Genomic DNA, 24,049 nt, shown 5'->3' on the forward strand with positions numbered 1-24,049 from the left:
AGTTTTCGACTGGCGGGGACTTAGCAAGCCCCATGCAAAAAGTCATCCAGTGATTGCCCGAAAAGTCGCATATCAGGCCGCGTCGTGAACGGGGATGCGCGCGATGTCGGCCTTCTTGCGTTCAGCCTCGATCTTGAGCTCGTAAGCCGTCTGCAAGTTCATCCAGAATTCCGGCGTGGTATCGAAGAATTTCGCAAGCCGCAGCGCGGTGTCGGACGTGATGCCGACACGGCCTGCAACAATGCGTTCGACACGCGTGCGCGGCACGTTCAATTTACCCGCCAATGCACCGGCGCTCATCTCCAGCGGCGCCAGATAGAGGTCATTCAGGATTTCACCCGGATGAATGGGTGGCAGTTTTACCGAAACCATGACGTCATTCCCATCTTCAGTGGTAGTCCACAATTTCGACCTCTTCCGGCCCCGCATCGGTCCAGCGAAAACAGATCCGCCATTGCTTGTTGATGCGCACCGAATGCTGGCCGTCCCGATTACCGACCAGTTTTTCCAGCCGATTTCCCGGCGGTGAACGAAGGTCGTCCAGGGTGACCGCTGCGTGCAGCACGGTGAGCAATTGCTGGGCACGTCGAACGAGTTCAGGCGGAAACCCCTTCTTCACCGTGCCGTCGGCGACCGATTCGACAAGCTTGCCCCTGTACGAGCGGATCATTTCACGGCCTTCATACTTGTATCATTGAATGATACATTCGTCCATCCGCTGTTTCTGGCAGGCTCTACCACCCGCCTCCCCCACCGCCGCCGCCGCCTCCCCCCGAGGAGCCGCCGCCGCCACCGGAGGAAAAGCCGGAGGAGGAGCTTCTTGGCGGGTCGGGGAGCGAGGAGGTCATGGTGCTGGCCATGGAACCGGCGAAGCCGCCCATCTGGTCGGAGAAGCGGCCGGAGGAGAAACTGTCGCCGTGATACCAGGCGGGCTGGTAGGCCGCAGCGGCGGCGCCGGCCGCGGCTGCAGCGAGGAGCCAGCGGTCGAAGGTTTGCGACCAGGGTTTTTCGACGCCGAGGGCCACGGCATAGGGCAGCAGTGTTTCGAAGTGGCGAGGCGACATTTCCGGCGCGCCGGCCATGTTCATGCGGTCCTTTTCGGCGAGCGTCAGGTATTGGCGCAGGCCCTCGATGCCATCCATCAGCTTGCGGCCGAGCGGCGTGGGGGCGCCCATCAGGAAGAAGAAGACGAGATTGGCAACGATGATGCCGCCGACGGCGGCAAAGAGCGGCATCTGGCCAGCGGCAGCGGTCGTCAGAACGATCGCGACGGCAATGCTGCCGAAGACGGTGAGCGACACGAAGCCGACGAAGGCGGCGATGGCGACGGCGAGGATGCGCGCGCCAAGCGAATTCGCCCGCTTGAAATTCTGCCCGAGCGCCACCGCGAAGATCGACACGAAGACCGAGGCGAAGAGCGGCAGGATGACCAGTGCGATGCTGTCCTCCGGCAGCCCGCCGAAGATCAGCAGGCTGGCAAGGCAGGCGAGCGACAGGAGAATGCCGCCGATGACCTGGGGCCAGTTGGCGAGATAATATTTACGCCGGTGCTCCTTCTCCATCGCATCGCGAAAATCGCTGCCCAGCGTCTGCACGCGCTTGCCGTTGGTCTTGTCGATGACGAGGCTGGCGCCGGGGCTTTTGAGCGCGTTGAGCAGCACCTTCTCGCCCGTCGGCAATTCGCCCTCGACGGGTTTTTCCGTGCGGGTGACGGTGAGTGAGTTCTTCAGATCCTGAAGCTCGACCAGTCCCTTGACCGCGAGATTGAGGAAGGAGGCGGAAACCGCCGTCCAGCCGCGCCCGCCAAAACCCTTCTCCTCGATATAGTTGACGAGGGCGGGCGACATGCCCTCCGGCGCATCCCAGCGCGGTACGACGACGCCCTCCGGCGGATCGCGGCCGACGGAGAGCCAGGCCCAGAGATAATAGCCGACGACGAGGACGAGGCCGCCGAAGGCGAGGATGAGGCTGCGGTTGTCCTTGAAGAACAGCGCGCGCTCCTCGGCTGCCGTCGGCTTGTCGATGCTGCCGGCCGGCATTTTCACACCGATCGTCAGGCCCTCCTGCGGCCCAAGCTCCCGCGTCGTCTCGAAGGTCGCCTGGTTGCCGCGGTTTTCGGCCCGCGCGTTCTTGTCCGTCGCGCCGAAGGGGCCGGTGAAGAAAGTCAATTCCTCCGCATTCACGCCCTGCGGCAGCGTGACCGTCGCGCTCGCCCGGTAGATCGGAAAGGCCCATTCGGTGCCGGTGACGTTCCAGAACAATTCGTCATGCTTGTCGAAAAAGCGGATCTGCCGCGTCGTCTCGTAGGTCAGGCGGTATTGGTGGAAGCCGGGATCGATGAGCACATCTGCGGAGCCGAAATAAATGCGGATGCCGCGGCGGATGCTCTCCGTGCGGTAGGGCTCCGGGCGGCCGTCGCGCTCGACGCTGAGGATCTTGAAGCCCACCTCGCGCTCGCGGCCTTCGGCGTCCACGAAGGTCAGCGGGAAATCGCGGTAGATGCCGCGGCGGATCTGGTTGCCCTCGGCATAGACGCGGATCGCCTCCGTTACCGTCAGCGTGCCGTTCTTCGCGACCGTGATATCGGAATGGTAGCGGTCGAAATATTCTTCCGCCCGGGCCGCGCCCCCGACCAGAAGGCAGAGCCACAGCGTCAGGAGGGCGGCAATCCGCATCATGGAGGACTCCAGGTCTAGAATTTCACGGTCGGCACGGCCCGGTCGGCCGGGTTCTCGATCTCGAAATAGGGCGCCTTCAGGAATTTGAAGAGGCCGGCGACGAGGTTTGACGGGAAGCTCTCGACCTTGACGTTGAGATCGCGCGCCGCACCGTTGTAGTAGCGCCGCGACATCTGGATCTCGCCCTCCAGCGTTTCCAGCGTCTGCTGCAATTCGGCAAAGTTCTGGTTGGCCTTGAGGTCCGGATAGGCCTCGGCGAGCGCGAAGATGCGGCCGAGCGCCTGGCTCAGCATGCCTTCCGCCTGGGCGCGGCCGGCGACGTCGCCGGCAGGCACGGCCTGCGCGCGGTTGCGCAGGTCCACGACGATTTCCAGCGTCTCCTTTTCGTGCGCGGCATAACCTTTCACAGTCTCGATGAGGTTGGGGATGAGGTCGGCGCGGCGTTTCAGCTGCACGTCGATGCCGGACCAGGCCTCCTCCTTCACCTGCCGTGCGCGCACGAGGCCGTTGTAGATGATGATGGCGTAGATGACGACCACCGCCGCGATTGCCAGACCGATCATGAGGTTCTCCGCTCCTTCAGTGCGTTCGGCGCGAGCTTAGCATCCGCGACGCCGCAGGAAAGCCCCGCAAGGCTGGATGAAGCGTCAATTTTCTCAAAGACATCAGCGTCCTGTCACCCCGGGAACCGCGGAAGGACGGGCTTTCATCGATAGTCGCTTCATCAACAACACGAACCCCGAAGCAACCGCCATGAAAGCCCTCGTCCTCACCATCAACGTTCTCGGTTTCACCGCCCTCTTCCTCGCCTACACGATGGGTGCAGCGGTCGACCGTCCGAAGGGTGTACGCCGGGCTCTCCAGACCTATGCCGGCCAGCTGCCCACCGGCACGTTCCCGACCCTCAAGCCCGTCTGGGAACTCGGCGTGAAGGCTTCCACGCTGGCCTAACGAAAACGCCTCCCCGGAGGAACCGGAGAGGCGAAGACAGTCGCAATGCTTGCCGTGTCAGATCGAGCGGGTGATGCCGCCGTCGACGCGGATGTTCTGGCCGGTGATATAACCGGCACCGTCGGAGGCGAGGAAGGCGACCGTGGCTGCGACCTCCTCGCTGGTGCCGTAGCGCTTCATCGGCACGCCGTCACGCCGTTCGTCCGTCGCCGGCAGGCTGTCGATCCAGCCGGGCAGCACGTTGTTCATGCGGATGTTTTCGGCCGCGTAGGTATCGGCGAAGACCTTGGTGAAGGAGGCGAGGCCGGCGCGCGCGACGGCGGATGTCGGGAACATCGCGCTCGGCTCGAAGGCCCAGGCGGTCGAGATGTTGATGATCACGCCGGATTTCTGTTTCTGCATGACCGGGGTGACAAGGCGCGTCGGACGCACGGCGTTCAGGAAATAGACGTCGATACCGGCATGCCAGTCCTCGTCAGTCAATTCGAGGATCTGCTTGCGCGGGCCGTGGCCGGCGCTGTTGACCAGCACGTCGATGCGGCCCCAGCGTTCCAGCGCGCCGTCGACGAGACGCTTCAGGTCGTCGTTCGACTGGTTGGAGCCGGTGACCCCGAGGCCGCCGAACTCTTCCGCCAGCGCCTCACCTTTGCCGGAGGAGGAGAGCACGGCGATCTTGAAGCCGTCCGTCGCCAGCCGCCGCGCCGCAGCCGCGCCCATGCCGCTGCCGCCTGCGGTGATGATTGCAACTTTTTCTACTGCCATCTTCCATCTCCCTATCGAGAACGCATGGCGGACGAACCGCCTTTCTTCGTGATGTTCCAAGTGATACCATCGGCCGGCCAGGAGCGCGAGCCAGTTCCACGCTCATCATCCAGTAGAAATTCTATCGCATGTCCGACGCCATACGCCGCCTTCCCTCGCTCAATGCCTTGCGTGTTTTCGAGGTCGTGACGCGCCATCTCAATTTCCGGCTCGCCGCCGAGGAACTCGGCGTCACCCAGGGTGCCGTCGCCCAGCAGGTGCGCGGGCTGGAGGCGGAGCTGGGGCTAAAGCTGTTCGATCGCCAGCCGCGCACGCTCGCGCTGACGGAAGCCGGGCGCAGTTATGTCGCCAATGTCCGCCGCGCCTTCGAGCTGATCGCCGAGGCGACGGAGGCCCTGCGGCCGGAGCCGCAGCATCTGACCATCAGCGTCACGCCGACCTTCGCCTCGAAATGGCTGATCCCGCGCCTGCCCGAGTTCACCGCCGCCCATCCCGATATCGACCTGCGCATCCTGGCGACCGACCGGATTTCCAACTTCCAGACGGACGCCGTCGACCTGGCGGTGCGCTACGGCCGTCCGCCCTTCGGGCCGGGGCTCGACGTCGACCTGCTGTTCGAGCAGGTGGTGGTGGCGGTCGGCAGCCCGCTCCTCATCGAAAAGCTTGGGAGCCCGGCGCAGGCGGAGGCCTTTGCACGCTATGCGCTGCTGCATGACGCGCATGATTTCTGGCCGCAGTTTCTCGAGCAGGTCTTTCCGGAAGGGGCGCCCACCGCGCCGAAGAACATCCGCTTCAACCAGACGGCGCATGCCATCGAGGCGGCTATTGCTGGCCAGGGGCTGGCGCTGGCGAGCCGGCTTTTCGTCGAGGGTGATATTCGCGATGGCCGGCTGACGCGGCTGTTTGCAGTGGAAATGCGGGTGGGGGCAGACTTCTATGCAGTCTCGCCCCGCAAGCCGCGCCATGCCGCATCTGTCGCAGCGGTGCGGACCTGGCTTGCGACCGCCGACGGCCGCAAGCGCTAGAAAACGATCAGGCCGCGTCCTTCGTCCAGTTCACGCCGCCGGCATCCGTCAGCAGGAACGCCTCGCCGCAGGCCTTGGCCAGCGTGCGCACGCGCAGGATGTAGCTCTGGCGTTCGGTGACCGAGATCACGCCGCGCGCATCGAGCAGGTTGAAGACGTGGCTCGCCTTGATGCACTGGTCGTAGGCCGGCAGCACGCATTTGTGCAGACGCTGGTTGTCGGCATCGCCCGGCGCGCCGGCAGCGAGAAGCGCAATGCACTCCTTTTCCGCATCGATGAAGTGGCGGTGCAGCATGGCGGTGTCGGCGAATTCGAAGTTGTGGCGGGAATATTCCTGCTCGGCCTGCAGGAACACGTCGCCATAGGTGATCTTCTCGTCGCCCTCGCGGCCGTTGAAGTTCAGGTCATAGACGTTGTCGACGCCCTGCACATACATGGCGAGGCGTTCGAGGCCGTAGGTCAGTTCGCCGGCCACGGGCGCGCATTCGATGCCGCAGACCTGCTGGAAATAGGTGAACTGCGAGACTTCCATGCCATCGCACCAGCATTCCCAGCCCAGGCCCCAGGCGCCGAGCGTCGGGCTTTCCCAGTCGTCTTCGACGAAGCGCACGTCATGCAGCAGCGGGTCGAGGCCGATCGCCGCCAGCGAGCCGAGATAGAGCTCCTGAAGGTTCGACGGGTTCGGCTTCAGGATGACCTGGTACTGGTAATAGTGCTGGAGGCGGTTGGGGTTTTCGCCGTAACGACCATCCGACGGGCGGCGCGAGGGCTGCACATAGGCGGCGCGCCACGGGCGGGGCCCGAGCGCGCGCAGCGTCGTTGCCGGGTGGAACGTGCCGGCGCCCACTTCCATGTCATAGGGCTGAAGCACCGCGCAGCCCTTGTCCGCCCAATAGTTGTGCAGCGTCAGGATGAGCCCCTGGAAGGAGCGTGTCGGGTTCATATGGTCAGGCAGGGCGGCTGAGGTCATCGGTTTCGTCCGGGCATTCTTTAAAAAAGCTGGCGGACTGGTGCCACGATGCGCCGGAAGGGTCAAGGGTTTCGGGCGGCTCGCCCGAAACCTCTCAGTGCCGTTCGAGCGAGCGGAACAGGCCGGAGCCTGCGGCCTGGGTGACGGCCTGCACGCGCTGGGGCGCGAGGTCCGGCACCTGATGCAACTGCCGGCGCAGGCCCGCGGGCACGCGCGCGCCATACCAGGCAGCGAGCATCGGAAGTTCGCGGCGCAGCGAGCTCTTCGCCTGCCAGCCGAGCGCCTTCAGGGCACGCGTATCGAGCGGCGGGCGGCCGACATTGTCCGGCCGGCCGGCGGTGAAGCTCACGCCGGAAACGGGATCCTGCACCGCATCGAGCACCAGGCGCGCGACGGAGAGGATGTCGTGCAGGTCATCGCCCGCGACATTGTAGGTGGCGTTTTCCGCGCCGCCGGTCACGACCGTGCGCAGGGCCGAGCAGAAATCCGTCATGGTGACGAAGGCGCGCGTCTGCATGCCGTCGCCATGCACCGGCAGCGGGCGGCCGACGGTCGCGAGCTCCAGGAAGCGCGGCAGAAGCTTTTCGGTGTTCTGCCGGGTGCCGACGATGTTGACCGGGCGCAGCACGCGGATATCGAGGCCGAAGGAGCGACGAAGCCCCGCGATCAACATTTCGGCGGCGGCCTTGGAAGCGCCGTGCGGATTGTCGGGAAGCAGCGGCGCAAGCTCGCCGACCAGCCCGCCATTGCCCGCGCCATAGACTTCCGCCGAGCTGATATGGATCATCAGCGGCACGCGGCGCCGGCCCATCGCCTCCACCAGCACCTGGGTGCCGAGCGCGTTGGCGAGCGTAAAGCGTTCCGGCACGGAAAAGGCGCGCTCGACATGGCTTTCGCCGGCCGCATGCACGACGAGGTCGGCATCCTTCAGGACCTCGGTCACGAGATCGAGATTGCCGACGTCGCCTTCCTGGAGCGTCACGCGGCCGGTGCGGAAGGCGGCGTCGAGATGCGACATATCAGCGGCATAGGTGAAGGAATCGAGCACGCGCACGCGGGCATTCGGGCAATGCTGGAGCAGGTCGTCGACGATATGCGAGCCGACGAAGCCGGCACCGCCCGTCACGACGATGGTGCGGATCCGATCGAGATCGAGCGAGGCCATGGTATACTCCGTTCATCGCAGGCGCTTTGCAGGACGCCATCATGGCGACCCTTGCCGTTAAATCGGGTTTCCTGCGCGCAGGAGCAACGCCAACCTTGGGCTGCAAAGGAATAAATGCGGCATTAACCTTACGACGCTTGGTTAATGTCCCGGCGCGGCACGGCGCGAACCGCGGGCCGCTCCCGCGACGGCACGAAAACGTGCCGAATGGCTACTCGTCGTCGCGGCGCAGGCGGTATTCGCCGGTTTCCGGATCCTTGACGAGCGTGCCGGTGGCGCCGGTGCGGCGTTCCTCCTCGCTGCGCTTGCGCAACTTGCTCAACCGCTCGGCATCCGCCACGAACTTGCGATAGCCGAACCAGGCAAGGCCGACGACCAGAAGCAGAAAGATGATCTGGGCCATCGCCCCTCCCCTATTCTTTTATTGTGCGCGCTATCAGGAAAGGCCGAAGCGGCCCCAGAGCGCCTTTTCTTCCGCGAGACTGGCCACGGCCGCCACGCCGGCAGAGCCTATACGCTCCGCCACGTCGCCGGAAAGCCCCCCGATGCCCGGCGCCTTGCGGCCAAACAGCCCCTTGGGCGCCGAAACCAGCTCCAGCCGCGTCTTCGGCCCGTAACGCCGCTTCAGTTCCGAACGCATGTCCGAGAGGCCATCGACGAGGCCAAGCGCGACACCGCGCCCGCCCGTCCAGAACAGGCCGGAAAACAGGTCCGGATCGTCGGCGAGCTTCGCGCCGCGACGGTCCTTCACCATGTCGATGAAGACCTGGTGGATTTCGAGCTGGAGGGATTTCAGATACTCGATCTCGTTTTCGCGCTCCGGCTGGAACGGGTCGAGGATCGCCTTGTTGGTGCCGGCGGTATAGACGCGCCGCTCGACGCCGATCTTCTTCAGCATTTCGGGGAAACCGAAGCCGCCCGAGACGACGCCGATCGAACCGACGATCGAGGTGGGATCGGCAAAAATCTCGTCACCGGCGAGCGCGATCATATAACCGCCGGACGCCGCGACATCCTCGACGAAGACCAGCACGCGCTTGTTCTTCTCCGCGGCAAGCTCTCGGATGCGCTGGAAGATCAGCCGCGACTGCACCGGCGAGCCGCCGGGCGAATTGATGGAGATCGCCACCGCCGGCGCGTCACGATAGGCAAAGGCCTTTTCCAGCGCCGGTGCTGCGGTCGAAAGATTGAGCGGCGGACGGAACTGGCTACCCGCCGCCATGATCGCCCCTTGCAGCCGGACAACGGGGATCGCGACCCCCTCCTTGCGGAACCTCTTCGGCACCAGCGACTTCAAAAATCCGGCCATCGCGCGATCCTGTCTCCTGTTTCGTTGCCCGGCTGATGTATGCACGACCGGGGAAAACACAAGATTCAGCGACATAAATCGTCGAAACCTATGGCGCCTCGTAATCCGCGTCGTCATCGACCGGCGGCCCGGGCTCGACCTGGCGACCGTGGCGAACAAGCAGGATCAGGACGGCATCGACCGTGAGTTCATAGTCTATGCGATAGTCGCCGAGAACGATGCGATAGATGCCTTCGAGTGGGATATCCTGCCGCAGGAACCCCGATTGCGGGAAGCGGGAGAGCTGCCTGCCGAGCCGCGCCACACTCGCGCGAAACGCCGCCGCGGCAGCGGGGTTGCGCTCGCGCAGATAGCGGATTTCCTGCTCGACGAAAGCTCTGGCCGGCGGCGCAAACAGCACGTTGCGCATCAGGCGGCATTGCCGGGAAGGTCGCGGTCCATTTCTGCAAGCAGATCGCCCAGTTCCGTCGCGCCATCGTCTGCGGCCGACTGCCTGGCCCGGTCGAGCTCGACGATTTCCCGCCCCTCGCTCGCGAGATAGGCCTTCATCGCCCGCACCATGACCCAACTGCGGGTGCGGCCGGAGATGCGCGCAATCGTCTCGATTTCAGCCAGCACGTCACTCGGCAATCGAAGCGCGATAGGATCGGAGAGGTTCTTTTGATTTTCCATGAAAAACCCCGAAATTTGTAATACAGGGTCTTCGATTATCGCAAAATTGTCAACGCCGCAGCCGCGGGTAGCTCGCGCGGCCATTGTTGAGATCGTCCACAAAGGGTGTGAAGGCGTGGTGTGGGCCGTCGTGCATGACGAGGGGCATGCGCAGGGCGAGGCGGGCGCGGGAGCCCTTGATGGCGGTGACGAGGATGCGCAGGGCGCTTTCGCCGGCGCGGGGGTGGATGGGGGTGATCTCGATGCCGCCGAAGCGGCGGCCGCAGGCGGCGATGATCTCGGCGATCGATTCCGGCCGGGCGATGAGCGAGAGCTGGCCGCCGGGCTTCAGGATGGCGCCGGCCGTGCGGATCCAGCGCTCGAAAAGGTCGTCCTCCATCGCATGCGCCTCGGCCTTCAGCGCATCCGGCGTGCGCCGGTCGGCGCCGTCGTTGAACGGCGGGTTCATGATGACGTGATCGTGCACGTCATCGGCAAGGCCGGCGGCGACGCGTGCCCTGCCGGCGAGCGCGACATCCGCTTCGAGGACAGAGACACGACCGGCGAAGGCGGCGTTCAGGTCCAGCGCCAGCGACTTGCGGGCGAAATCTGCCATCAGCGCGGAACGCTCGACGAGCAGCACCTCGGCCTTTTCGAGACGCGCGGCGACGGCGAGACCGGCGGCACCAGCGCCCGCGCCAAGATCCGCCACCCGCATCGGCCCATCGCCGGCAACGAGGGCGGCGAGCAGCATCGCGTCCATTCCGGAGCGGTGGCCGATGCCCTTCGGCTGGACGACATGGAAACGGCCGCGGTGGAAGGCATCGACGGTTTCGGCGATGCTCATAGGTGGGACGCCTCGTTGGAAACGAAGCGTGTGCCGCCTTCCCCCCTCTGCCCTGCCGGGCATCTCCCCCTCAAGGGGGGAGATTGGCAAGGGGAGAGGGCGTCGCTTCCCCCTCGACACTTGTTTGGGGCGAGACGTTGCAGCGGACCGATCTCCCCCCTTGAGGGGGAGATGCCCGGCAGGGCAGAGGGGGGTGTCGCGAATGCCGCCTCGCCCCGGAAACCCGGCCTTCTCACGGCCGCAACTCCGCCGCCAGCCCCGCGTCCTTGAGGATGCGGCGCGCCTCGTCTTCCCGGTCGGCTTCCACCAGGAAGCGGCGCGGCAGCATGCCGAGCGAGCCTTCGAGGATGCTCATCGCCTCGTCGGCGATCAGGCAGTGGATGCCGGCCTCCTTCATCAGGCTTTCCGCGAAGGAAAGCAGGACGACGTCGTTGGTGCGGATCAATTCGATCATACGGGTTCTTTTTCCAGCCATAATTGCCGAGGCGGGACAATTCGCCTCTTGCCGCAGGAAGCCCCGCTTTCTATTGTCTTTCAACAAAAATGAACAGGAGTCCGGGCATTTGGGCGTCGTGATACCGCTTGAAGAAGGCAAAAACAAACAGGCATCGGTGAAGCCGCTCGTCGATCTGACAAAGGCCGACATGGAGCGGGTGAACCAGCTTATCCTGTCGAAAGCCGGCTCCGACGTGCAGATGATCCCGGAGGTCGCCAACCACCTGATCTCTTCGGGCGGCAAGCGGCTGCGCCCCATGCTGACGCTCGCCGCCGCCTCGATGTTCGGCTATGACGGCGACCATCACATCAAGCTCGCGACCAGCGTCGAGTTCATGCACACGGCGACGCTGCTGCATGACGACGTGGTGGACGAAAGCGACCTTCGCCGCGGCAAATCCACCGCGCGCATGATCTGGGGCAACCAGGCGAGCGTGCTCGTCGGCGACTTTCTGCTCGGTCAGGCCTTCAAGATGATGGTCGAGGTCGGGTCGCTGGAAGCGCTCGACGTGCTTTCCACCGCCGCCACCGTGATCGCCGAGGGCGAGGTGCTGCAATTGTCGGTCGCCAAGAACATGGAGACGACCGAGGACGACTATCTCCAGGTCATCCGCGCCAAGACGGCGGCGCTCTTCGCGGCCGCCGCGGAAGTCGGCCCGATCATCGCCAGCACCAACCGGGCCGAGCGCAACGCGCTGAAATCCTACGGCATGAATCTCGGCCTCGCCTTCCAGCTCGTCGACGATGCGCTGGACTATGGCGGCAAGGCGGCCGACCTCGGCAAGAACACCGGCGACGATTTTCGCGAGGGCAAGATCACGCTGCCCGTCATCCTCGCCTGGCGACGCGGCACGACAGAAGACCGCGCCTTCTGGCGCGAAGCCATCGAGGGCGGGAAGAGCGACGATGCCAACCTGGAGCGGGCTTTCAACCTTATCACGCGCTATGGCGGCCTGACGGACACGATTGCCCGCGCCCAGCATTACGGCATGATCGCCCGCGACGCACTCGCCCCCCTGCCGGCGAGCCCGTGGAAGGATGCGCTGATGGAAGTCATCGACTTCTCGATTGCCCGCGTGAGCTGAGCCACGGAAGGTTGAATTCGGTCCGGCAGGATTTTCTTGCCGCACCGCGCCAAAAAAGCCATTCTCTACCGTCATGAGTCCGTGACTGATTTGGGCCTGATCGTGGCCGGATTTGGCGCGACCGGCCTCCGGGGCGAACTCTACACTTTCTGGCGAAAGGCATTTTGATGCGGCATTCCCTTCTCCTTCGGCTTCTCTCCGGCGTGGCGATAGCGGCCAGCATCGTGCTTGCCGGTCCCCTGGCCGGCCCCCAGGCGGCCTATGCGGAGGACAAGCCCGCAGCGGCAGCCGCCGAAGACACGCCGTTCGATCCCTTGAGCGTCAACACGTTCTCCGGCGCGTTCCTGGCCGCCCGCACGGCGGATTTCGACAAGGACTACGAGACTGCCGTCGCGCTCTACAAGATCGCGCTGCAGTTCGACGCGACCAACACCGACGTCAAGCAGCGCCTGATGGTGACGCAGCTGATGAACGGCGACTTCGAGGAGGGCGTGAAGCTCGCCGATGCGCTGCGCAACGACCCGGCCGTCGAGCGCATCACCGCCGTGGTGCGCGGCATGGAGGCGATCCGCAAGCGCGAATACAAGAGCGCTGAAAAGATCCTCGTCTATAACGGTCCGAACGATCTGGACCGCATGATGAACGACCTGCTGCTTGCCTGGGCCAAGTTCGGCGACGGCAAGTCGAAGGACGCCATCAAGCTGATCTCCAGCATGGACGGGCCGGAATGGCTCGCCATCTTCAAGAACTACCATGCCGGCGCGCTCGCCGCCGCAGCCGGCGACAAGGCGACGGCCCGCGCCCGCCTCAACGACGCGGTGCTCGACCGCAATGGCGCCAGCGCCGCGCCGGACACGTTCATCCGTGCCGTCATGGCGCTTGCCCGCCTGGAAGCCCATGAGGGCAACAAGCAGAAGGCGCTCGATGCGATTTCGGTCGGCGACAGCTTCATCACCAGCTATGCGCCGCTGAAGGCGCTGCGCCAGAGCATCGAGGCCGGCGAAAAGCAGGAACAGCAGGTGCGCACGGCAGCCCAAGGCGCCGCTGCGGTGTTGTTTTCGATCGGCGGGGCGCTCAACCGCGAAGGCGCGGAAGACATCGTCTCGCTCTATATGCAGGCGGCACGCGCGCTCGACCCGGATAGCGACGACATGCTGGTGCTGCTCGGTGGGCTTGCCGAAAACCAGAAGAAGCCGGAACGCGCGATCGAATATTACCGCGCCGTGCCGGAAAAGTCGCCGATGCGCCGCATTTCCGAATTGCAGCTCGGCCTGAATCTCGCCGATACCGGCAAGGTGCCGGAAGCCAAGAAGCACTTGCAGGAGCTGATCGAGGCCGACCCGTCGGACCTCCGCAGCTATCTGGCGCTCGGCAGCGTGCTGTCGGATGCCAAGGACTACAAGGACATGGCGGCGCTCTATGACCGCGCGGTCGAGGCCATCGGCCCGGTGCCGACGCGCAACCACTGGAGCGTCTTCTTCCAGCGCGCCATCGCCTATGAGCGGCTGAAGGAATGGGAAAAGGCCGAGCCGAACTTCCGCAAGGCGCTGGAGCTCAACCCGGAACAGCCGCAGGTGCTGAACTATCTCGGCTATTCCTGGGTGGACATGAACATCAACCTCGACGAGGGGCTGGACATGATCCGCCGCGCCGTCAGCATCAAGCCTGACGACGGTTACATCGTCGACTCGCTCGGCTGGGCCTATTATCGCCTCAACCGCTTTACCGACGCCGTGGCGGAGCTGGAGCGTGCGGCGGAGCTGAAGGCCGGCGACCCGACAATCAACGATCATCTGGGCGATGCCTACTGGCGCGTCGGCCGCAAGCTGGAAGCCACCTTCCAGTGGAACCGTGCGCTCGGCCTGAAGCCGGAAGAAGCGGAAATCCCGAAGATCAAGCTCAAGATCGAGAATGGCCTGCCGGAGCTCAAGAAGACCGAGCCGGCCTCGGCGGAAGCCAAGGACGAAAAGCCGGCACAAAACCCCTCGCCGGAAGGCACGGCGGTCGACCGCAAGTCCTGACCGCATGCCTGATGCCGACCCGCTCTCGGGCTTTGCCGTCCTTGAACGGGCGCCGGCCAAGATCAACCTCGCGCTCGCCGTCGTCGGCCAGCGCGAGGATGGCTATCATCTTCTCGAAAGCCTCGTGACCTTCACCGCCTATGGCGACCGCATCGGCCTGTCGCCGGCGGTGGAGGATCGCTTCACGCTGTCCGGCCGCTTTGCAGGGGCGCTTGCGGCCGATGGCGACAACCTCGTCACCCGGGCGCGCGACCGGCTGCGGGCCGCGCTGGCAAACCATGGCCACGCCGCCCCGCCGGTGCACATCCACCTCGAAAAGAACCTGCCCATCGCATCGGGCATCGGCGGCGGATCGGCGGATGCGGCAGCAACCCTGCGCGGGCTTCTGGCACTCTGGCAGGCGGACCTGCCGAAGAGCGAGCGCGACGCCATCGCCATCGGCCTCGGCGCCGACGTGCCGATGTGCCTTGTCGGCCAGCCGCTGATGGCCCGCGGTGTCGGCGACAGCATCACGCCGCTGACCATGCCGTCCATGCCGATCGTGCTCGCCAATCCCATGGTCGGCGTCTCGACACCGGCCGTCTTCAAGGCGCTCGCCTCCAAGCACAATCCACCCTTCGTTCCTATCAACGGGCGTGAAGGCTGGGTGAGCCTGCTTTCGCGGCTGCGCAACGACCTCGAACCCCCTGCCCGGCAGCTCTGCCCCGAGATTGCGTCTCTTTCGGAGAGCCTCTCGGCCACCGGCGCGGATCTCGTGCGCATGTCCGGTTCCGGCGCGACATGCTTCGCGCTATACCCATCCGATGACGCCGCACAAGCCGCAGCCGCTGATCTTCGTGGGCAGCACCCCCAGTGGTTCTTCGTGGCAACCCGCACAGTTGGAGCGACCCATGGCACGCATTGATGAGACAAGGCCCTTCATCCCGGTCGGCATCGCCGTGCTCACCGTCTCCGATACACGCACGCCGGAGACGGACCGCTCCGGCGATACGCTCGTCGCGCGCATCGCCGAGGCCGGCCATCGCCTCGCCGCCCGCGCCATCGTGACGGACGATGTCGCCAAAATCCGTACGACGGTGGAGGCCTGGACGCGCGACGAGGCGATCGACGTGGTCATCACCACCGGCGGCACGGGTTTTACCGGCCGCGACGTGACGCCGGAAGCGCTGGAGCCGATCTTCGAAAAGCGCATGGATGGCTTTTCCGAAGTCTTCCACCGCATCTCCTATGACAAGATCGGCACCTCGACGATCCAGTCGCGCGCGACCGGCGGCGTCACCAATGCCACCTTCATCTTCGTGCTGCCGGGCTCGCCGGGCGCCTGCAAGGATGCCTGGGACGGCATCCTGAAGGCGCAGCTCGACTATCGCCACATGCCCTGCAACTTCGTGGAAATCATGCCGCGGCTCGACGAGCACCTGAAGCGCACCGCCGGCTGACCTGTTCCATAGGGCACTGCGCGCGCCCGCATCGCCCCCTATCACTTTCCCAGCAATCGAAAAGTTGAGGAGAGACCAATGGGACGCACGATCAACGGCACCAACCGCGCAGACCGCTTCGTACAGGGCAGCAGCTTCAACAATGTTGAAGTGACGATTTTTGCGCGCGGTGGCAACGACACCATCATCCTCAACCGCACCGACGATTTCGGCGGCCGCAACCAGGTGGATGCCGGCGCCGGAAACGACAGCGTCGTCAACATGAAGGAAGACGGCAGCGTCATCCTGCTTGGCGCGGGCAACGACACCTATGTCGGCACCGGCTTCGGCTCCTTCGTCAACGAGCGTGCCGACATCGTCAAGGCCGGCGCCGGCAACGACAAGATCGCCGTCAGCACCTTCAAGAGCAGCTATTTCGGCGAAGGCGGCAACGACCGCTTCTTCTCCGTCGGCGAGCAGAACACCTTTCATGGCGGCTCGGGCGTCGATTCGATCAGCTACCTGCCGCGCGACGACGACAATGTGGTCGGCGGAACCGGCGTCGGCATCGATCTCGGCTCGGGCCTGGCGCAGACCGGCTCCAACCGTTTCGAGCGCCTGATCAGCATCGAGAATGCCGAGGGCACCAATGCCGGCGACATTCTCTTCGGCTCCAGCGTCTCGAACCTCCTTAAGGGCCTTGGTGGCGACGACCAGATCGCCGGGCGCGGCGGCAACGACGTGCTCGTCGGCGGCCGCGGCATGGACTTCTTGCAGGGCGACAGCGGTGCGGACCGTTTCGACTTCAACGGCGTGTTCGAATCGGCGGTGGGCGCGCGGCGCGACGTCATCCTCGATTTCGCCGGCGGCGAAGGCGACAAGATCGACCTGCGCGACATCGACGCCAATGCCGGCCGCGGCGGCAACCAGGCCTTCGCCTTCATCGGCGGCAACGATTTTTCCGGCAATGCCGGGGAGCTTCGCGTCCAGGGCGGCGTGGTGTCCGGCGATGTCAACGGCGACGGCCAGGCCGATTTCGAGATCGAGGTCCGCGGGCTGGACGGCCTCTTCCGCAGCGACTTCCTGCTTTAATCTACGCTCTCAGCCCGCATGGCCTTCACCGCCCAGGCGGGCACGATCTCGGCGACCAGCTTTCGCACGCCGGAACGGCCCGCCATGTCGGCGAGCGCCATGCCGGTGCGCACGGTCGCCGATGCCTGGCGCTTGCTGACGAGATACCCTTGTTCCAGCGGCGCGGCGCGGCGCGCAAACCGCTTGAAGAACGGCCGGCGATGGTTGCGCGAGCCGAGAAAACGCGCCGGGTTCTTGTTGATCGACACATGATCGACGATGGCATCGACCCAGCCCGCCAGCGGGCGCGCGCCCGGCTCCAGCAGCAGCAGCCAGTCGCCGCGCGCCGAGCGCACGACATCCTTCATGTCCCAGCTCGTCAGGAACCGGCAGCCAGCCGCATCCGCCACCTTGGCCGAGCCGTCGCGCGAGCCGTGGTCGAGCACGATCACGTCGCGCACGATGCCCTGCACGGCGCCCGTCACCAGCGCCGACAACGTCTGCGCAAGCTCGGCCTCGTTGTCGCGGCATTCCAGGATGATTGTCAGCATTCCTTTGCAATACCGCATTGCAGCATGGATTTCCACCGCCCCCGCCCCGCCATGTTCCGGCATGGTTAGAAAGCATGGTTAGCGGCGCGGGGAATTTTGTTCTTGCATTGTTCTCGTTTCAGCGATAGGAATATAGTCATTGGAACGGGGGCCTGCCCCGCCGGAGACAGCCATGAACGATCTTGCCGATCTCAGGCAGGGCGCCCTCGCGCCCGGCCACACGAAAGACGTTGCCGAGGCGCTGATGGCACAGACGGGCATGCGCGTCGATGGGGACCGCCGGCGCGGCCGCGGGGCCGGGCTCAACTTCACCGGCCGGTTCGAGCCGGTGACGCGCGAGAGCGTCGACGATGGCTGGCAGACGCTGGAGGAGCTTCCGCCCTTCCGCACCGAGGTGCAGGTGGAAAAGCCGCGCACGATCATCACCAGCAACGATTCACCCGATATCCCCTTCGACCGCTCGATCAATCCCTATCGCGGCTGCGAGCACGGCTGCATCTATTGTTTCGCCCGGCCGACCCATGCCTTCATGGGCCTCTCCGCCGGTCTCGATTTCGAGGCGAAGCTGTTTGCCAAGCCGGATGCGCCGAAACTGCTGGAGCGCGAGCTTTCCAAGCCCGGCTACAAGCCACGGGTCATCGCGATCGGCACCAACACCGATCCGTACCAGCCGATCGAGAAGGAATGGCGCATCATGCGCCAGATCCTCGAAGTGCTGGATGCCGCCAATCATCCGGTGTCGATCGTCACCAAGTCGGCGCTCGTCATGCGCGACATCGACATCCTCGGCCGCATGGCGGCGCGTGGGCTTGCCTGGGCAGGCATCTCGGTCACCACGCTCGACCGCAAGCTGGCGCGCACCATGGAGCCGCGCGCCGCGACCCCGCCGCGCCGGCTGGAAGCCATTCGCGCGCTGTCGGAGGCCGGCATCCCGGTCGCCATCATGATGGCGCCGATCATTCCGGGCCTCAACGACCACGAGATCGAGCGTGTGCTTGATTCGGGCAAGGCGGCCGGCGCCTGCGAGGCGAGCTATGTGCTGCTTCGCCTACCGCTGGAGGTAAGCCCGCTCTTCCGCGACTGGCTGCTACGCCACTATCCGGATCGCTACCGCCACGTCATGTCGCTGGTGCGCTCCATGCGCGGCGGCAAGGATTACGACGCGGAGTTCGGCAAGCGCATGAAGGGCGCCGGTCCCTATGCCTGGCAGATCGCCCGCCGCTTCGAAATGGCGGCCAAGCGGCTGGAGTTGACCCGCACCCGCCGCAGCCTCGCCAGCGACCAGTTCGTGCCGCCCTCGGGCAGCGGCGTGCAGCTCTCGCTGCTTTAGCTGTACCCCGGGCGTTCCCGGGTCGCGCGACAACGACATTCGACCGGGCGTTCGCGCCCGGCATCATCTTCCGGCACGTCTTCCCCGGGCGTGCCGGTTGCTCCTCCGGCATCCGCCTCCTGCCGGGGGACTTGCAGGGAATCGGACGGATGTGCGAGGTTCGCCGCATGTCCCGTCCCGCATCCTCCGATTCCCGCCTTCTTTTCGACCTGCCCGAAGGGCCGGATTTCCTGATGGAGCTTGCCGCCCGCAAGCGCGGCCTCTGGCCGGTCGCCGGCACGGACGAGGCGGGCCGCGGCCCGCTCGCCGGCCCCGTCGTCGCGGCGGCCGTGGTGCTCGATCCGGACAACATTCCGGAGGGGCTGAACGATTCCAAGCAGCTGAGCGCGGCGAAGCGCGAGCAGCTCTTCACGCTCATCATGCAATCGGCCTTCGTCTCCGTGGCCTCCAGCTGCTCGCGCCGCATCGACGTCATCGACATCCGCAAGGCGAGCCTCGATGCCATGCGCCGCGCCGTCGCCGGCCTGGAGGTCACGCCCAAGCTGGTTCTGGCGGACGGCCGCGACGTGCCGCCCGGCCTTGCCTGCGAAGGCCGCGCCGTCGTCAAGGGTGACGCCCGCTCGCTCTCCATCGCCGCCGCCTCGATCGTCGCCAAGGTCATGCGCGACCGCATGATGGCGCGTGCGGAAGCCACCTTCCCCGGCTACGGCTTCGCCCTGCACGCCGGCTATGCCACCGAGGTCCACCGCAAGGCCATCCAGGCCATCGGCCCCTGCCGGCTGCACCGCATGAGTTTTCGCCCGCTCAAGCAGGAATAGTCCCGCCCTGTTCCATCCGGAACAGCGGGCGTCCAAGCGATATGGGAAAGTCTGGTCACTGGATGAGAGAGGCTCATCCCTCACAGAGATCAGGAGAGACCCCCATGCGCAAGATCATTGTTTCCGCCACCATCGCCCTCGTCGCCGCTGTTTCCTTCGCCGCCCCTTCGCAGGCCGGCTACTACAGCTACGGCTACAAGCCGCATTGCTTCGTCAAGAAGATCCATTCCTACGACTACTACGGCAACCTGATCGTCAAGAAGATCAAGATCTGCAAGTAAGCATCACTACCGCTGACCTCCCCGAAGGCCCGGATGTTCCCCTGCATCCGGGTCTTTTGCCGTCCGGCCCAAACAGCAAAAAGGCCGGATTGCTCCGGCCTTTTTCAAATCATGCTGCGGAAGAACCTCAGTTGAGGCGGGTCTTCACTTCGCTGATGGCGTTGTCGAAGAGTGCCTTGCCGGTTGCGGCATCGGCCTTGGCGGCGATGACCTTTTCGGCGGCGGCGACTGCGAGGTCGACGGCGGCGGCGCGCACAGCGTTGATCGCGTCGGCTTCCGCCTGCTTGATCTTCTGCTCGGAGAGCACCGTGCGGCGGGCGACGTATTCCTCGGTCTTCTGCTTGGCTTCCGCGGTGAGCAAGCTCGCCTCGCGTTCAGCGGCGGCGACGATGCTGGCGGCTTCCGCCTCGGCATCCTTGCGCTTGCGCTGGTATTCCGCGAGCAGGTGCTGGGCTTCCTCGCGAAGGCGCTTGGCTTCCGCCAGCTCGTTCTGGATCTTTTCCGCGCGGGCGTCGAGGCCCTTGGCCATCATGCCCGGAACCTTGAGGTAGGCGATGAGGGCCAGGAACAGCAGGAGGCCGACAAAGGCATAGAATGTTGCGTCGAATGCCATGGGATGCTCCTTATTCGCCTGCGGCCGATTTGACGGCCGAAGCGACTTCGGCCTTGGTGGCCTTGGCGCCGATCAGCTGCTCGACCACGGCTGCCGTGGTTTCCTCGGCGATGGCGCCGACATCGGCGAGCGCCTTGGCCTTGATTTCGGCGATGCGGGTTTCGGCACCGGCGATTTTTTCCTGCAGCGAGGCTTCGATCTTGGCGCGCTCGGCGTCGGCCTTGGCCTTGGCTTCGTCGCGGGCGGTCGAGGCGATCGCATTGCCCTTGGCGCGGGCGGTGGCGAGATCCTGCTCGTAGGCAGCGATCGCGGCATCCGCTTCGGCCTTCAGGCGCGAGGCTTCGTCGAGATCCTGCGCGATGCGGTCATGGCGCGTCTCGAGGATCGAGCCGATGCGCGGGATGACGACCTTCGACATGAGAAGGTAGAACAGACCGAAGGTGATCGCCAGCCAGAGGAGCTGCGATGCGAAGGTGGTCTGGTCGAAAGGCGGGAAGACGCCGGTGGCGTGTTCGTCGCCATGGGCCACACCCGTTTCGGTGTGCGTTTCGCCTGCCGGCTGAGCCGCATGCGCGTCCGCAGGGGTCTCATGCGTTTCCGCAGAGGTTGCCGCCTGGGCGATTTCGAAAGGGGTGGACTCGGCCGATGCCAAGGTCACAGACATGCTGACCTCCAGGGGGCATTCTCAATCATGTACGAAACGTACGATGGACCACGGCCCTGTCGGGCCATGGTCCAGTCCTCGGCCGATATCAGACGGCGAAGAGGAGGAGGAGAGCGATGAGCAGCGAGAAGATGCCCAGAGCTTCCGTAACGGCGAAGCCGAATACGAGACGGCCGAACTGGCTGTCAGCGGCAGACGGATTGCGCAGAGCGCCGGCAAGGTAGTTGCCGAAGATGTTGCCGAGGCCGAGAGCCGTGCCGGCGAGACCGAACGTGGCAAGACCTGCGCCGATGAACTTTGCTGCTTCCGCTTCCATGATGAACTCCTTGAATGGGTTGTTGCGGCTTATGAGCGACGCCCGAAGGCGCCGGCGACTGTTTCCTTAGTGACCACCCGGATGCACGGCATCGTTGAGGTACATGCATGTCAGAACTGCGAAGACATAGGCCTGCAGGAACGACACGAGGAATTCGAGACCGGTCAGGGCGACGGTCATGAGAAGGGGCAGGATCGAGCCGACCACACCGACGGCGCCGAGGGCGCTGAGCGAGGTGACGAAGCCGGCGAAAACCTTCAGCGTGATGTGACCCGCCAGCATGTTGGCGAAAAGACGGATCGAGAGGCTGATCGGACGCGAGAGGAACGAGATGACCTCGATCGAGACGACCAGCGGCAGGAGCGCGCCGGGCACGCCCGATGGCACAAAGAGCTTGAGGAAGCCGAAACCGTGCTTGTAGAAGCCGTAGACGACGACCGTACCGATGACGAGCAGCGCCAGCGCAAAGGTGACGATGATCTGGCTGGTGACGGTGAAGAAGTAGGGCATCATGCCGAGCAGGTTTGCCGTCAGCACGAACATGAAGAGCGAAAAGACGAACGGGAAGAACTTCATCCCGTGGCTGCCCGCCCCTTCCCGGAGCATCGAGGCGATGAACTCGTAGGACATTTCCGAGACCGACTGCATGCGGCTCGGGACCAGGCCGCGCTGGCCGGTCGTGAAGTAGAGGAAGCCCGTGGCGACCGCGACGGTGGCGACCATGAAGAGCGAGGCATTGGTGAACGAGAAATCGATACCGCCGATTTCGATCGGAACAATCTTGTTGACCAGGAACTGATGGGTCGGATCGTTGGACACCGCTTATCTCTCTCGCTTGCCCGCCTTGCGGCGGAAGTCACCCATTAAGTGGACCGCACCCTCAGGCGCCATCCTTCGTCTCGGTTTCTTTCCGCCCGCTCCCGGCCTTGCCGGGATCGCGCCCGGCCAGCCTGTCGACCGGATGGGGCGATGCCACCATGCCAGCCGCGCGCATGACGTTCAGAACGCCGGCGCAGAAGCCGAGGAGCAGAAGAACGATCATCCCCCACGGCCCTGTACCTGCAAAATGGTCCAAAAGATAGCCCAGAAGCGCCCCGACGATGACGGCAGCGACGAACTCGCTCGAGAGCTTCATGGCCACCGCGTAGCCCTTGCGGCTCTCGGATGCCCGCGCCTCGGCGGCCTGTTCCGCCCCGTCGTCCTTGCGCCGTTCCGCGAGTTCCGCGTCCAGGCGCTTCAGCCGGTCTTCCAGACTTCCCTTTTGCTGATCGGCCATGGCGTCCTCCCGTTCGTTCCCGCCGGAGCTTTCGCCCCATTGCGGACATATTGAAGGCTAGGATTCAAGCCATATCCGACCCCTTTCGAAGTCGGCCGCAACATAGTTTTAGGTGCCAGCATAGTCAAGGCATGGCGAAGCTTTGCGCCACAGCAAATATATTGAAGAAAATCAATAAATTATCGGGAATCACGCCGGAGGCGCGACCGATCGTCCCGGGAATCGTTTCCGCTTGCGCGCGGACTCACCCTTGAGCCGCGACAGCGCGCCCCTCAGCTCCAGCCGCCGCCATAGGTGCGGTAGAAGATGTGCTGGCCGATCTTGGCGACCCGCTTCATGGTGCGCCCCCACGGCGGCTTCACATAGGTCGCGTGGTAGTGCGTGGCTGAGCCGACGTCGTCGAGCCAGATCTTGCCCGCGGTGACCGCCATGGCGATCTCCTTGGCGGTCTTCCAGTGCCAGGGGGCAAGAATCAGGTCGGGAATGCGGTCGCAGGCAAAGGAGAACTGGCAGCGGTTGCGCCAGTTTTCGTTCTGGTAGACGACGCCGCAGATGGTGTTCGGATAGGTTGGGTTGCGCACGCGGTTAAGGATGACCTGCGCCACGGCGGCCTGGCCCTTCACCTCCTCGCCGCGCGCCTCGAAATAGATGCCTTCGGCGAGGCATTTCTGTTCCTTGGCGGTGAAGACCCCGGCCGGCAGCGGGGTCGCGGCCCAGGCGTGGTCTTCCGGAGAGATATCGGGGATGAAGCGACCAAGCTCCTTGTTCGGCTTCAGGATCGAATCGAAGGGTGATTCCCGGGCGTAATCCGGCTCGACGCGGGCATAGGCGGTGGCGAGGACGTCGGCCTTGTCGCTGGTGACGAGGCTGGCGATCATCGGCGAGAGGCCCTCGTCCTTATGGACCGGCTTCTTCTTGTAGAAGGCCGTGGCGATCTCGATTTCCTTGCCCTTGATCTGCGGCTTGGCGAAGGCCATGCGCTCGCCGGTGTCGAAGACCGGCGAGAAGATCGCGCTGGTGCGCTCCAGGATGGAGCCGGCGGTAAAACCCTTCGGCGGCGTGACCGGCAGGACCGCGATGATGCGCCCCTTCTTGTCGCGGCGGTTGACGCGGTCCTCGTCGGGAATGCCGCCCTTGCCCTTGTGCTCGCTGCGCAGCGCCGCCTTGACACCGCCCGGCAGTTCCACGCCGGCACCGCTCTCGATGCCGCCGGTGGTCATGGCGTCGGCAAAGGCGATCTCGACTTCGTGGATGGAGCCGGCGGGCGAGCGGGTCAGCACCATGGTCTGGTTGCCGCCCTTGCGGTTGAGGCCGGAAAGGTAGGTGGCGAGGTCCGTATGGGCCGCCTGGGTGGGAAAGCCGGCGACGATGCCGAGGCCGACAACGAGCGGGATTTTCCATTCCCGCTTCGCAAGGGTCTCACGCAATTCCGCTGTGCATCCTTGCCGGAACTGCCGCAGGAAGGCCAGGAAGCGCCCTGCCCCTGCATGACGAATGCTACGCTTACGCAACTTTTCACTCCGCACGCATGCGCAGGCACGCCGCCACTATGCGATGGCGTGTCTTCCTGCCCGAAACTGACTGTATGGGAGCCCTGCCGCGCCGAAGCACGGGCCCGAAGCGGCTCGTTGTCAGGGTAAAATGAAGCATTAACCTTGATGGTTGGTTAATGCTGATAAACCGCATTGGGGGAGGATAGCCATATGCTCACAGCCGGCGGGGCCCGCAAACCTCTCCTCCGTCATGGTCGGG

General features: G+C 64.8%; 30 protein-coding genes. 10 read left to right on the plus strand and 20 right to left on the minus strand.

From position 1 onward, the window contains the following. Window positions 1-72: 72 nt before the first annotated feature. The 4 genes from AC1RWL_RS24335 to AC1RWL_RS24350 form a co-directional block, all read right to left on the minus strand. Window positions 73-372: a HigA family addiction module antitoxin gene (locus tag AC1RWL_RS24335; RefSeq protein WP_319310510.1), complete on the minus strand. Its 300-nt coding sequence runs from the start codon at window positions 370-372 to the stop codon at window positions 73-75. A 16-nt stretch (window positions 373-388) separates the two neighbouring features. After that, window positions 389-670: a type II toxin-antitoxin system RelE/ParE family toxin gene (locus tag AC1RWL_RS24340; protein WP_493095754.1), complete on the minus strand. Its 282-nt coding sequence runs from the start codon at window positions 668-670 to the stop codon at window positions 389-391. Between the two features lie 64 nt (window positions 671-734). Next, window positions 735-2,678, minus strand: a complete 1,944-nt coding sequence (locus AC1RWL_RS24345) for a DUF2207 domain-containing protein (protein ID WP_493095755.1) — start codon at window positions 2,676-2,678, stop codon at window positions 735-737. Window positions 2,679-2,692: 14 nt separating this feature from the next. After that, window positions 2,693-3,241: a LemA family protein gene (locus tag AC1RWL_RS24350; RefSeq protein ID WP_493095756.1), complete on the minus strand. Its 549-nt coding sequence runs from the start codon at window positions 3,239-3,241 to the stop codon at window positions 2,693-2,695. 190 nt (window positions 3,242-3,431) lie between these two features. On the opposite strand from AC1RWL_RS24350, the gene AC1RWL_RS24355 reads away from it, so the two are divergent. Beyond that, window positions 3,432-3,629 carry a hypothetical protein gene (locus AC1RWL_RS24355; RefSeq protein WP_256118548.1) on the plus strand — a complete coding sequence of 66 codons (198 nt, stop codon included), beginning with the start codon at window positions 3,432-3,434 and terminating at the stop codon, window positions 3,627-3,629. A 57-nt stretch (window positions 3,630-3,686) separates the two neighbouring features. Here the strand turns inward: AC1RWL_RS24355 and AC1RWL_RS24360 are convergent, their stop codons facing one another. Next, on the minus strand, window positions 3,687-4,391 hold the full coding sequence (locus tag AC1RWL_RS24360; protein ID WP_256118547.1) for an SDR family oxidoreductase: 705 nt from the start codon (window positions 4,389-4,391) through the stop codon (window positions 3,687-3,689). Between the two features lie 128 nt (window positions 4,392-4,519). On the opposite strand from AC1RWL_RS24360, the gene gcvA reads away from it, so the two are divergent. Then, on the plus strand, window positions 4,520-5,416 hold the full coding sequence (gene gcvA / locus AC1RWL_RS24365) for a transcriptional regulator GcvA (RefSeq protein WP_493095757.1): 897 nt from the start codon (window positions 4,520-4,522) through the stop codon (window positions 5,414-5,416). Window positions 5,417-5,423: 7 nt separating this feature from the next. On the opposite strand, the gene AC1RWL_RS24370 is transcribed toward gcvA, so the two are convergent. The 8 genes from AC1RWL_RS24370 to AC1RWL_RS24405 form a co-directional block, all read right to left on the minus strand. Next, entirely contained in the window at window positions 5,424-6,386 is a 963-nt protein-coding gene (locus AC1RWL_RS24370; RefSeq protein ID WP_493095758.1) for a glycine--tRNA ligase subunit alpha, read from the minus strand. 94 nt (window positions 6,387-6,480) lie between these two features. Continuing rightward, window positions 6,481-7,551, minus strand: coding sequence for a dTDP-glucose 4,6-dehydratase (locus AC1RWL_RS24375; protein WP_493095759.1), 1,071 nt, complete (start codon window positions 7,549-7,551; stop codon window positions 6,481-6,483). 211 nt (window positions 7,552-7,762) lie between these two features. Further along, window positions 7,763-7,954: a hypothetical protein gene (locus tag AC1RWL_RS24380; protein WP_064329246.1), complete on the minus strand. Its 192-nt coding sequence runs from the start codon at window positions 7,952-7,954 to the stop codon at window positions 7,763-7,765. A gap of 33 nt (window positions 7,955-7,987) precedes the next feature. Further along, on the minus strand, window positions 7,988-8,860 hold the full coding sequence (locus AC1RWL_RS24385; protein WP_256118543.1) for a S49 family peptidase: 873 nt from the start codon (window positions 8,858-8,860) through the stop codon (window positions 7,988-7,990). Between the two features lie 88 nt (window positions 8,861-8,948). Further along, entirely contained in the window at window positions 8,949-9,269 is a 321-nt protein-coding gene (locus tag AC1RWL_RS24390) for a type II toxin-antitoxin system RelE/ParE family toxin (protein WP_493095760.1), read from the minus strand. Beyond that, window positions 9,269-9,532 (minus strand): CopG family ribbon-helix-helix protein, encoded by a 264-nt coding sequence (locus AC1RWL_RS24395; RefSeq protein ID WP_493095761.1) that lies wholly within the window; start codon window positions 9,530-9,532, stop codon window positions 9,269-9,271. The genes AC1RWL_RS24390 and AC1RWL_RS24395 overlap by 1 nt, the downstream gene beginning before the upstream one ends. A gap of 49 nt (window positions 9,533-9,581) precedes the next feature. After that, window positions 9,582-10,358, minus strand: a complete 777-nt coding sequence (locus AC1RWL_RS24400; RefSeq protein WP_493095762.1) for a tRNA1(Val) (adenine(37)-N6)-methyltransferase — start codon at window positions 10,356-10,358, stop codon at window positions 9,582-9,584. Window positions 10,359-10,590: 232 nt separating this feature from the next. After that, window positions 10,591-10,812, minus strand: a complete 222-nt coding sequence (locus AC1RWL_RS24405) for a putative signal transducing protein (protein WP_435267457.1) — start codon at window positions 10,810-10,812, stop codon at window positions 10,591-10,593. 109 nt (window positions 10,813-10,921) lie between these two features. Between AC1RWL_RS24405 and AC1RWL_RS24410 the strand changes: the two genes are divergently transcribed. The 5 genes from AC1RWL_RS24410 (at window position 10,922) to AC1RWL_RS24430 (ending at window position 16,469) form a co-directional block, all read left to right on the plus strand. Continuing rightward, complete coding sequence (locus AC1RWL_RS24410; protein WP_493095763.1) at window positions 10,922-11,938, plus strand: polyprenyl synthetase family protein; 1,017 nt, start codon at window positions 10,922-10,924, stop codon at window positions 11,936-11,938. 167 nt (window positions 11,939-12,105) lie between these two features. Then, window positions 12,106-13,959 (plus strand): tetratricopeptide repeat protein, encoded by a 1,854-nt coding sequence (locus tag AC1RWL_RS24415; RefSeq protein WP_493095764.1) that lies wholly within the window; start codon window positions 12,106-12,108, stop codon window positions 13,957-13,959. Window positions 13,960-13,963: 4 nt separating this feature from the next. Continuing rightward, complete coding sequence (locus AC1RWL_RS24420; protein WP_493095765.1) at window positions 13,964-14,863, plus strand: 4-(cytidine 5'-diphospho)-2-C-methyl-D-erythritol kinase; 900 nt, start codon at window positions 13,964-13,966, stop codon at window positions 14,861-14,863. Next, window positions 14,850-15,398, plus strand: coding sequence for a molybdenum cofactor biosynthesis protein B (gene moaB / locus AC1RWL_RS24425; RefSeq protein WP_493095766.1), 549 nt, complete (start codon window positions 14,850-14,852; stop codon window positions 15,396-15,398). Before AC1RWL_RS24420 ends, moaB begins: the two co-directional genes overlap by 14 nt. Window positions 15,399-15,476: 78 nt before the next feature. Beyond that, entirely contained in the window at window positions 15,477-16,469 is a 993-nt protein-coding gene (locus AC1RWL_RS24430) for a calcium-binding protein (protein WP_493095767.1), read from the plus strand. On the opposite strand, the gene AC1RWL_RS24435 is transcribed toward AC1RWL_RS24430, so the two are convergent. Further along, window positions 16,466-16,999, minus strand: coding sequence for a glycosyltransferase family protein (locus AC1RWL_RS24435; RefSeq protein WP_492649242.1), 534 nt, complete (start codon window positions 16,997-16,999; stop codon window positions 16,466-16,468). The two genes, AC1RWL_RS24430 and AC1RWL_RS24435, sit on opposite strands and share 4 nt — an antisense overlap. A 172-nt stretch (window positions 17,000-17,171) precedes the next feature. Between AC1RWL_RS24435 and AC1RWL_RS24440 the strand changes: the two genes are divergently transcribed. From AC1RWL_RS24440 to AC1RWL_RS24450, 3 genes are all read left to right on the plus strand, one after another. Then, window positions 17,172-18,329 (plus strand): PA0069 family radical SAM protein, encoded by a 1,158-nt coding sequence (locus AC1RWL_RS24440; protein ID WP_493095768.1) that lies wholly within the window; start codon window positions 17,172-17,174, stop codon window positions 18,327-18,329. A 167-nt stretch (window positions 18,330-18,496) separates the two neighbouring features. After that, window positions 18,497-19,147, plus strand: coding sequence for a ribonuclease HII (gene rnhB / locus AC1RWL_RS24445; RefSeq protein WP_493095769.1), 651 nt, complete (start codon window positions 18,497-18,499; stop codon window positions 19,145-19,147). 104 nt (window positions 19,148-19,251) lie between these two features. After that, a complete protein-coding gene (locus tag AC1RWL_RS24450; RefSeq protein WP_256118222.1) occupies window positions 19,252-19,428 on the plus strand; it encodes a hypothetical protein in 177 nt (58 codons plus the stop codon). A gap of 127 nt (window positions 19,429-19,555) precedes the next feature. Here the strand turns inward: AC1RWL_RS24450 and AC1RWL_RS24455 are convergent, their stop codons facing one another. From AC1RWL_RS24455 to AC1RWL_RS24480, 6 genes are all read right to left on the minus strand, one after another. Then, window positions 19,556-20,041 carry a F0F1 ATP synthase subunit B gene (locus tag AC1RWL_RS24455; protein WP_256118531.1) on the minus strand — a complete coding sequence of 162 codons (486 nt, stop codon included), beginning with the start codon at window positions 20,039-20,041 and terminating at the stop codon, window positions 19,556-19,558. 10 nt (window positions 20,042-20,051) lie between these two features. After that, window positions 20,052-20,705, minus strand: a complete 654-nt coding sequence (locus AC1RWL_RS24460) for a F0F1 ATP synthase subunit B (RefSeq protein WP_256118530.1) — start codon at window positions 20,703-20,705, stop codon at window positions 20,052-20,054. An 88-nt stretch (window positions 20,706-20,793) separates the two neighbouring features. Next, window positions 20,794-21,021, minus strand: coding sequence for a F0F1 ATP synthase subunit C (locus AC1RWL_RS24465; protein ID WP_024270186.1), 228 nt, complete (start codon window positions 21,019-21,021; stop codon window positions 20,794-20,796). Window positions 21,022-21,087: 66 nt separating this feature from the next. Then, window positions 21,088-21,840, minus strand: coding sequence for a F0F1 ATP synthase subunit A (locus AC1RWL_RS24470; RefSeq protein ID WP_256118529.1), 753 nt, complete (start codon window positions 21,838-21,840; stop codon window positions 21,088-21,090). Between the two features lie 61 nt (window positions 21,841-21,901). Next, window positions 21,902-22,297 carry an AtpZ/AtpI family protein gene (locus tag AC1RWL_RS24475; protein ID WP_493095770.1) on the minus strand — a complete coding sequence of 132 codons (396 nt, stop codon included), beginning with the start codon at window positions 22,295-22,297 and terminating at the stop codon, window positions 21,902-21,904. A 272-nt stretch (window positions 22,298-22,569) separates the two neighbouring features. Beyond that, window positions 22,570-23,724, minus strand: coding sequence for a cell wall hydrolase (locus AC1RWL_RS24480; RefSeq protein WP_493095771.1), 1,155 nt, complete (start codon window positions 23,722-23,724; stop codon window positions 22,570-22,572). Between the last annotated feature and the right edge of the window lie 325 nt (window positions 23,725-24,049).

The organism is Shinella sp. GW821-FHT10F02, assembly GCF_058809275.1.